At 74.8% G+C, this 8,735-nt stretch carries 10 protein-coding genes; 7 read left to right on the forward strand and 3 right to left on the reverse strand.

All coding sequences use genetic code 11. From position 1 onward, the window contains the following. The 7 genes from B0E53_RS29790 to B0E53_RS29820 all read left to right on the forward strand — a co-directional run. A partial coding sequence (locus B0E53_RS29790; RefSeq protein WP_146167813.1) for an HlyD family efflux transporter periplasmic adaptor subunit occupies positions 1-609 on the forward strand: 609 nt, incomplete at its 5' end. Further along, positions 606-1,484 (forward strand): ABC transporter ATP-binding protein, encoded by an 879-nt coding sequence (locus tag B0E53_RS29795; RefSeq protein ID WP_107079044.1) that lies wholly within the window; start codon positions 606-608, stop codon positions 1,482-1,484. The genes B0E53_RS29790 and B0E53_RS29795, both read left to right, overlap by 4 nt. Continuing rightward, a complete protein-coding gene (locus B0E53_RS29800; protein ID WP_107079045.1) occupies positions 1,481-2,665 on the forward strand; it encodes an ABC transporter permease in 1,185 nt (394 codons plus the stop codon). The genes B0E53_RS29795 and B0E53_RS29800 overlap by 4 nt, the downstream gene beginning before the upstream one ends. Before the next feature lie 229 nt (positions 2,666-2,894). Continuing rightward, complete coding sequence (locus tag B0E53_RS29805; protein ID WP_046564428.1) at positions 2,895-3,104, forward strand: helix-turn-helix domain-containing protein; 210 nt, start codon at positions 2,895-2,897, stop codon at positions 3,102-3,104. Between the two features lie 221 nt (positions 3,105-3,325). Then, a complete protein-coding gene (locus tag B0E53_RS29810; protein WP_007465623.1) occupies positions 3,326-3,427 on the forward strand; it encodes an AURKAIP1/COX24 domain-containing protein in 102 nt (33 codons plus the stop codon). Positions 3,428-3,547: 120 nt separating this feature from the next. After that, positions 3,548-4,621 carry an NAD-dependent epimerase/dehydratase family protein gene (locus B0E53_RS29815; protein ID WP_107079048.1) on the forward strand — a complete coding sequence of 358 codons (1,074 nt, stop codon included), beginning with the start codon at positions 3,548-3,550 and terminating at the stop codon, positions 4,619-4,621. A gap of 356 nt (positions 4,622-4,977) precedes the next feature. Next, on the forward strand, positions 4,978-5,835 hold the full coding sequence (locus B0E53_RS29820) for a lysophospholipid acyltransferase family protein (protein WP_107079049.1): 858 nt from the start codon (positions 4,978-4,980) through the stop codon (positions 5,833-5,835). Between the two features lie 15 nt (positions 5,836-5,850). On the opposite strand, the gene B0E53_RS29825 is transcribed toward B0E53_RS29820, so the two are convergent. The 3 genes from B0E53_RS29825 to B0E53_RS29835 form a co-directional block, all read right to left on the reverse strand. Further along, positions 5,851-6,783, reverse strand: coding sequence for an HAD-IB family hydrolase (locus B0E53_RS29825; protein WP_246835667.1), 933 nt, complete (start codon positions 6,781-6,783; stop codon positions 5,851-5,853). Positions 6,784-6,842: 59 nt separating this feature from the next. Continuing rightward, positions 6,843-7,703 carry a DUF5667 domain-containing protein gene (locus B0E53_RS29830; protein ID WP_107079047.1) on the reverse strand — a complete coding sequence of 287 codons (861 nt, stop codon included), beginning with the start codon at positions 7,701-7,703 and terminating at the stop codon, positions 6,843-6,845. A gap of 289 nt (positions 7,704-7,992) precedes the next feature. Next, positions 7,993-8,735 (reverse strand): ECF subfamily RNA polymerase sigma factor, BldN family (locus B0E53_RS29835; RefSeq protein WP_168215446.1); only part of this gene is annotated, 743 nt, incomplete at its 5' end.

An 8,735-nucleotide genomic window follows, 5' to 3' on the forward strand; every position in this document is an offset into this window, starting at 1 on the left:
GGCCTCGACCCGTCGGCCCTCGGCGCGGCCGGGCAGGGCGGCCCGCCGGCGGGGGTGGACGACGCGGTCCCGGCCGGCGGCCGGGTGACCGCGGGCACGCCGGTGCTGACCGTGGTGGACACCGGGCAGCTCGGCCTGCTCGCCGAGGTGGACGAGACGGATGTGCTGCTGGTCCGGGCCGGGCTGACCGCCGCGGTCGAGCTGGACGCGGTGACCGGTGCGACGTACGACGCCACGGTCCGCTCGGTGGACGTGCTGCCGACCAGTTCGGCGCGGGGTGGGGTCACCTACCGGGTCCGGCTCGGCCTCGGCGCCGGGCGGCTCGGCGAGGGGGAGGCCGCCCCGGCGCCCCGCCCCGGCATGAACGCCGTGGTCCGTCTCCGGGTCCGCGAGGCGGCCGACGCGGTGGCCGTACCCGCCTCGGCGGTCTTCTCCGCCGACGGGCGGGACGCGGTCTGGCTGCTGCGGGACGGGAAGGCCGACCGGGTGCCGGTGACCGTGGGCGTACAGGGGCAGGACCTGGTGCAGATCGTCAGCGGGGTCCGCACCGGCGACCGGATCGTGGTGCGCGGCGCCGACCAGGTCCACGACGGCCAGGAACTCCGGTGACCGTTGCCGCGATCGAGGCGGTCGACGTGTCCCGCACGTACGAGCTGGACGGGGTGTCGGTGCCCGCGCTGCGCGGGGTGTCGCTCACCATCGGGCAGGGCGAGTACGTGGCGGTGATCGGGCCCTCCGGCTCGGGCAAGTCCACCCTCATGCACCTGCTCGGTGGGCTGGACCGGCCGACCGGCGGCCGGCTGGTGATCGGTGGCCGGGACGTGGCCACCCTGACCGCGCCGGAGCTGGCGACGCTGCGCAACGAGACCATCGGCTTCGTCTTCCAGGCGTTCCACCTGCTGCCCCGGACGTCCGCGGTGGACAACGTGGCCCTGCCCCTGGTCTACCGGGGCGTCGGGGCGCGGCAGCGGCGGGAACGCGCGGCGGCGATGCTCGGGCGGGTCGGGCTGGGACACCGGCTGACCCACCGCCCCAACCAGCTCTCCGGCGGCGAGCAGCAGCGGGTGGCGATCGCCCGGGCCCTGGTCACCGACCCGGCGGTGCTGCTCGCCGACGAGCCCACCGGCAACCTGGACAGCGCCACCGGCGAGGCGGTGCTGGAGCTGCTGGAACGGCTGAACGCCGAGTCCGGGGTGGCGCTGGTCATGGTGACCCACGACCCGGAGGTGGCGGCCCGGGCCCGCCGGCGGATCGCCGTCCGGGACGGGCTGATCCGGTCCGACACCGTTCATGATCGACCGCTGTCGGGCGGCGACGGTCGACCTGAGACACTGGACGCCGCTCCCAGCGCGGAGCCCCGGTCCGCGTCCGGAAGCGGCCCGGGGCACCCGTCCGGTGGCTCCGGTGGCGCCACCGGAGCCACCGGACGCCTTCCGCGCACCGGCGGGACCGGCGCGCAGGCCGCGCCCGGGGGTGCCGGGTGAGGGTGGCCGAGGCCTGGCGGGTGGCGCTGGACGCGCTGCGGGCCAACCGGATGCGCAGCGCGCTGACCATGCTCGGGGTGATCATCGGGGTCGCCTCGGTGGTGCTCCTGGTCGCCATCGGCACCGGCACCAAGCAGAAGGTCGAACAGCAGGTGGAGGGGCTCGGCTCGAACCTGCTCCTGGTGGTGCCCGGCAAGCTCGACGTCGGCACCGCCCCGGTGGTGTCGCCGCTGGAACTGAAGGACGTGGACGCCGTCTCCCGGGTGGTCGGTGACCCCGGCCGGGTGGCCGTCACCATCGCCTCCGGCGCGACGGCGCGGGCCGGCACCCGGTCCGACTTCACCACCGTGCAGGGGGTGCTGGAGACCACCCCGACGGTCTTCACCCGCTCGCTGGCCCGCGGCCGCTACCTGGCCGGGGCCGACGTGGACACCAGCCGCCGGGTGGCCGTGCTCGGCGCGTCCGTGGCCCGGGCGCTCTTTCCCGACCGGGACCCGCTCGGCCAGCAGGTCACCCTGGCCGGGGTCCGGTTCCGGGTGATCGGCGTCTTCACCCCGCTCGGGCAGAGCCTCGGCGTCGACCGGGACGACGAGGTGCACATCCCGGTGACCGCCGCGCAGCGGCTCTGGGGGACGCAGCGGATCGACGGCATCGCGGTCAAGGCGCCCGACCGGGAGCGGATCGACCAGCTCGGCGAGCGGATCGTGGCCGAGCTGTCCCGCCGGCACCCGGACACCGAGTTCAGCGCGGTCACCCAGCAGCAGATCCTCGGCGTGCTCGGCGACATCCTCGGCGTGCTCACCGGGGTGCTGGCCGCCATCGCGGGCATCTCGCTGCTGGTCGGCGGCGTGGGCGTCTCCAACATCATGCTGGTCTCGGTACGCGAGCGGACCCGCGAGATCGGCCTGCGCAAGGCGGTCGGCGCGCGGCCCCGGGACATCGGCGTGCAGTTCCTGCTGGAGGCGGTGCTGCTCACCTCGATCGGCGGGCTGACCGGGATGGCGCTCGGGGTGGGCACCGCGCTGCTGGTCGACGCGGTCTCGCCGATCCCGGCGGCGATCACCTGGTGGTCGCTGGCGCTCGCCTTCGGCGTCTCGGCGGCGGTCGGCATCGTCTTCGGGGTGGTGCCCGCCCAGCGCGCCGGCCGGCTCGACCCCGTGGTGGCGTTGCGCGCCGAGTGACGTACCGGCCGCGAGGCGGGCTCCGCGAACTGGGACAGGCCACCCGTCCGGGCGAAAAACGCCAGCTCAACGCGGGGCCGACGGGCACCCTTCCATGATCAAACGAAGGAAGGGATCGCGCCGGTCACAGCCGCCCCGCTACCGTACTGGTAACACGCGCGTCGCTCGTCGTGGCGGGAAGCAACCTGCTCGGCGGCACGCGCCGGGCATGGGAATGGGTCGGTGAGCCATGGCCGGGTCACAGTCCGACGCTCGACTGTCGGATGTCAGGTTCCTGACCGTCGCCGAGGTGGCGACGGTCATGCGGGTGTCCAAGATGACGGTCTACCGTCTCGTGCACAGCGGTGAGCTGACCGCGGTACGGGTCGGCCGGTCGTTCCGGGTGCCCGAGCACGCCGTGCACGAATACCTCCGGGGCGCGTTCCAGGAAACCGCCTGACACGTCGCGCGGCCAGGCCGACGAGTGCGACGTAACGGGCATCGACGGGGGCGCGTTGGTCCTGCTGACGCACTCCGGCTACCCTGGACCCCGACCGTGACCGCACCCTGGTGTGCCCTGCCCACCACGCTGGTCCGGTCCGTTGTCCGCAAGCGGTCACCGGCGCCACTCCCCGTGGTGTCTCCCGGTCCGCCCCGCACGTTGCATCGAAAGGCTGTCGTATGGGCTCGGTGGTCAAGAAGCGCCGCAAGCGCATGGCTAAGAAGAAGCACCGCAAGCTGCTGCGCAAGACCCGCGTCCAGCGTCGTCGTCTCGGCAAGTGACCGGGGCCGGGCTGCGGCCCGGCACCCGGCACCACTTGCCACCTGCCGACCCTCGGAGGCTCAGGTGATCAGGCCGTGGACGTCCCGGCTCGATCCCGCCTGCCGGCCGAGGCGCACGACATGACCCCCGGCGGCACCTCAGGTGCTCCGGGGGTCGTCGTCGTGACCGGCGTCGGCCGCTACCTCGGCGCGCACGTCGCCGCCCGGCTCGCCGCCGACCCCCGCATCGAACGCGTCATCGGCGTCGACCCGGCCACCCCCAACCCGGAGCTAGCCGACCTGCTCTCCGGGGTCGAGCGGGTCCGCCTCGACCTCGACTCGCTCGGCAGTCTCCTGGCCGACCTCGACGTCGACGCCGTGGTGCACCTGGCGCTGGTCACCGCCCCCGACCCGCAGCAGGGCGGCCGATCGGCGATGAAGGAACAGAACGTCATCGGCACCATGCAGCTCCTCGCGGCCTGCCAGCGGGCGCCCCGGCTGCGCAAGCTCGTGGTCCGCTCGTCGACCGCCGCCTACGGGGTGTCGTTCCGCGACCCGGCAGTCTTCACCGAGGAGACCGAGCCGCGCGAGGTGCCGCGCGGCGGTTTCGGCCGCGACATCCTCGACATCGAGGGGTACGTCCGCGGGTTCCGCCGCCGCCGGCCCGACGTCACCGCGACCGTGCTGCGCTTCGCGCCGTTCATCGGCTCGACCGCCGACACCACCCTCACCCGGTACTTCGCCCAGCCGGTGGTGCCCACCGTATTCGGCCGCGACCCGCGCCTGCAGTTCGTCCACTTCGACGACGCCCTGGAGGTGCTCCACCGGTCGGTCGCCGAGGAGCACGCCGGGACCTACAACGTCGCCGGGCCGGGGGTGCTCTCGCTGTCGCAGGCCATCCGCCGGGCCGGCCGGGTGGCCGTGCCGGTGCTGGAGCCGGGCCTGTCCGGTGCCGCCGCCGTCGCCCGGAGCCTGGGCTTCGGCCGCTACGGATTGGACCAGGTCGACCTTTTCGTGCACGGTCGGGTGGTGGACACCACCAGACTGGAGCGCGAGTACGGCTTCACGCCCCGCTCGACGGCGGCCGCGTTCGACGACTTCATCCGCGCCCACCACGGCGGTGTCGTGGTGACCCGGGACCAGCTCGCCACGGCCGAGCGGCTGGTGCTGGAGGGCATCCGGCAGGTCCGGGCCGCCGTGCGGGAGCGCTCGTGAGCGCGGCCGAGGAGCGGGGCGAGGCGCGGTACGACGTACCGCTGACCGTGCCCGGGCCGGACGCGGAGCCGGCGCGGCGCAACGGGCACCGGCGGGCCGCGGCGGCCGCCGCCGAGCCGGCGATGCAGGCGGCGCCGCGGGCCACCGACGAGCCGGACACCTCCGCCGACGAGCCGGCCCCGGCCCCGCGGACGGGCGCGCCGGGCGACGCCGCCCCGAGAAAGGCCGTGGCCAAGAAGGCCGTCGCGAAGAAGGTTGTGGCCAAGAAGGCCGTCGCCGGGAAGGCCGTGGCGGACAAGCCGACGGACGAGCCCGCCGGAGGCGGGGCGGGCGACGCGACCCCGCCCGGACCGGCGGTGGCGGACCGCCCGGGGGACCACTGGGACACGAAGGTCGCCAAGGGGCTGGCCTTCCTGCGGCGGCGGCTGGCCGGCGACTACGAGGTGGACGAGTTCGGCTTCGACCCGGACCTGACCGACGCCGTCTTCCACCCGCTGGTCCGGCTGCTCTACCGGGACTGGTTCCGCACCGAGGTCGGCGGCGTCGAGCACCTGCCCGCCGAGGGGGCCGGCCTCGTGGTCGGCAACCACTCCGGCACCGTGGCGCTGGACGCGCTGGTGCTCGCGACCGCCCTGCACGACCGGCACCCGGCGCGCCGCTACCTGCGACTGCTCGGCGCCGACCTGGTCTTCCGGATGCCGGTGGTCTCGGAGATCGCCCGCAAGACCGGCGGCACGGTCGCCTGCAACCCCGACGCGGAGCGGCTGCTCGGCAACGGCGAGCTGGTCGGCGTCTTCCCAGAGGGCTTCAAGGGGGTCGGCAAGCTCTACGCCGACCGCTACAAGCTCCAGCGCTTCGGGCGGGGCGGCTTCGTCTCGGCGGCGCTGCGGACCGGCACGCCGATCGTGCCGGTGGCGATCGTCGGCGGCGAGGAGATCTACCCGATGCTCGCCGACATCAAGCCGCTGGCCCGGCTGCTCAAGCTGCCGTACTTCCCGGTCACGCCGACCTTCCCCTGGCTGGGGCCGCTGGGCATGGTGCCGCTGCCGAGCAAGTGGCTGATCGAGTTCTGCCCGCCGATCCCGACCGCGCACCTGCGCGACTCGGCCGACGATCCGCTGGTCGTGTTCAACCTCGCCGACCAGGTGCGGGAGACCATCCAGCAGACCCTGCACCGGCTGCTCGAACGCCGCCCGGACCCGTTCGGCCCCTGACCCGCGGGCCGCGCGTCAGTCGAGGCGCTGGCGGCGGCGGTGCAGGGCCAGCCCGGCCGTGACCGCCCCGGCGACCAGCCCGGCGGCGGCCGTGGACGGCACGGCGATCTTCACGGCCCGCCGGCCGGTGCGGAAGTCGCGGACGTCCCAGCCCCGCTCGCGGGCCTGCCGGAGCAACGCCGGATCCGGGTTGATCGCCACGGGGCGCCCCACGGTGGAGAGCATCGGCAGGTCGTTGGCCGAGTCGCTGTACGCCGCGCAGCGGCTCAGCTCCAGCCCCTCCATCGCGGCGAGCTGGGTGACCGCCTCGGCCTTGGCCGGGCCGTGCATGAGGTCGCCGACCAGCCGGCCGGTGTACGCCCCGTCGACCACCTCGGCCACCGTGCCGATCGCCCCGGTCAGGCCGAGCCGGGTCGCGATCACCCGGCCGATCTCCACCGGGGCCGCGCTGACCAGCCAGACCCGCTCGCCCGCGTCGAGGTGGCGCTGGGCCAGCTTGCGGGTGCCGGCCCAGATGCGCGGGGCCATCAGCTCGTCGAAGATCTCCTCGGTGAGGCGTTCGACATCGTCCACCCGCCAGCCCTGGACGAAGGCGAGCGCGGCCTCCTTGGCCTGCGACATGTCACCGGCGTGCTCGGTGGCGAGCAGCCGGAACTTCGCCTGCTGCCAGGCGAACCGGGCCAGGTCACCGGTGGTGAAGTACTTCCGGGCGGCCAGCCCGCGGGCGAACCAGTAGATCGACGCGCCCTGCATCATCGTGTTGTCCACGTCGAAGAACGCGGCGGCCGTCGGGTCGGGGGTGAGGGTGGCCGGGGGTGCCTCCGGGGTCTCCGACCAGCCGGCGGTGTGCCCGTGGACGTCGGTGCTGACCGTCACCTTCCGGCTCCGGGTCACGGCGACCTCCCCTCGACGACCGCGTACGCCCTCCGTACCGAGCCTATCCGGCACCGTGTGACGGGCGGATGTCCGGCGGGAGAAGTGTGGCGTGGACGGCTGTACCGGGCGGTTCAGCGGTCCCCGGGGCAGGTGGTCGGGGCGGGCCCGAGCGCGTCGCTGGCCGCCGGGGCCGGCAGCCCGCAGGCGATCGCCTCGCGGAGCGCGTCGGCGCGCCGGCCGGCCGCGTCGAGCAGGGCGAGCGAGCGGCGGGTGCGGTCCCGGTCGGCGTGGTCCGACCGGTCGAGCAGCCCGCTGACCGACCGACGCTGGCCGCCGAGGAACGTGTCGACGGCGTCCAGCGCCGCCGGGTCGGAGCGCTGCGCGGCCACCGTGGTCAGCAGGCGTACGCCCTGCCGGGTGTCGGCGTCCATGTCGTCCAGCACGGCGCTGAAGCCGAGCCGGTCGTCGCGGACCGTGGCGGCCTCGTCGAGCCGGGTCCGGGCGAAGTCGAGGAAGAGCTGGCCCCGGCTGATGTCGGAGCTGGCCAGGGCGAGCTGGGCGCGCTCGGTCGAGCGCTTCATGCCGTAGAGGGCGTCGCCCGGCACCGCGTTCTCGCTGGCGGCGGAGATGCCGGAGAGGGCGATCGCGCCGGCGGCCACGCCGACCAGGATCGCGCCCCGGGCCCGGGCCCGTCGCCCGGTCATCGCCGGCAGCAGCGAGCCGCGTACGCCGGTGGCGGTGCCGGTCTTCGCCGGGGCGCCGACGCCCTCGCGCTCGACGGTGGCCACGAGCATCGCCCGCAGCCCGGTGCGGAACTCCGCGTCCACCTCGACGTCCGGCCGGTCGGCGGTGAGCCGGCGGCTCACCGCGACGAGCGCGGCGAGTTCGTCGTCGGCCCGGGAACGGACGTGGTGCCGCCGGCCGCCGTTGGCCTCGTCGAGGAGTTGCGCGAAGCGCTCGGCACGCCGACGGGAGAAGAGGTCGCTGTCCACCGCAGGCACCCCCTCTCGCTGGTCACGGCCGCTCTGGCCGTCGTCGTCACCAGCGACCGGTGGCAGCGTGTGGCCGCGATCGACCGGGACGGCCGACCTGACCCGCCGGACCGGGTGGCCCGGGGGACGCCGGGACAACCACTGGTCGCACCCGGAGAAACGGTTCGTGCCGGTAGCCGGTTACGGCCCGGTCGGTGGCGAAATCACCAAGAGTGATCGCCATCACGAGGTTCGGAGGGTGCGCCCGTCCGCGCCCGGGGGCTCGCCGGGCGGGTGGAAACGGGTCGGGTCAGGGCTGGAAGCCGTCCGGCAGCAGCCGGGCCAGGGCGCGGACCGCCCGGTACTGCAACGCCTTGATGGCGCCCTCGTTCTTGCCCATGGCGCGGGCCGTCTCGGCCACCGAGAAGCCCTGGAGGAAGCGGAGCACGATGCACTCCTGCTGCTCCGGGTTGAGCTGCTTGACGGCGGTGAGCAGGGCGACGTTGGTGATGTGCTCGACCACCGCGGCCTCCGGGCTGCCCTCGGGCCCCCGGTCCTCCCGGTCGGCGTCGAGTACGTCGCCGGTGGTCACCTCCAGCCGGTAGCGGCCGGACTTGAAGTGGTCGGCGACCAGGTTGCGGGCGATGGTGACCAGCCAGGCGCCGAGGTCGCGTCCCTGCCAGGTGAAGCTGCCGATCCGCTTGAGCGCCCGGAGGAAGGTGTCGGAGGTGAGGTCCTCGGCGAGCTGGCGGTTGCCGACCCGGAAGTAGACGAACCGGAAAACGGTGTCTACGTACCGGTCGTAGAGCAGGCCGAACGCCTCGGCCTCGCCGGCCTGCGCCCGCTCGACCAGCGCCCAGACCTCGGTGGCCGGGTCGGACGGGTCGGGGCGGCTCGGGAAACCGGTGGCCGGGGCGGCGGTGGCCGGGACGGCCGGCAGCACCGCCGTGTCGCCGACGGACACCGCGGGCAGCACGGCGGTCTCGGCGGCCGAGGGCTCGCTGTTCGCCGCCGCCTCACCGCGCCGGCCCTGGGCCGGCATGGTGGGCCGGG

It is taken from the genome of Micromonospora sp. MH33, from assembly GCF_003013775.1.
In the GTDB taxonomy this organism is placed as follows: Bacteria; Actinomycetota; Actinomycetes; order Mycobacteriales; family Micromonosporaceae; genus Micromonospora; species Micromonospora fulviviridis.

Excerpts from the sequence above, each read along its gene's own strand:
- B0E53_RS29805 (WP_046564428.1), top strand. The coding sequence starts at position 2,895 with ATGGCCGGGTCACAGTCCGACGCTCGACTGTCGGATGTCAGGTTCCTG.
- B0E53_RS29810 (WP_007465623.1), top strand. The coding sequence starts at position 3,326 with ATGGGCTCGGTGGTCAAGAAGCGCCGCAAGCGCATGGCTAAGAAGAAG.
- B0E53_RS29815 (WP_107079048.1), top strand. The coding sequence starts at position 3,548 with ATGACCCCCGGCGGCACCTCAGGTGCTCCGGGGGTCGTCGTCGTGACC.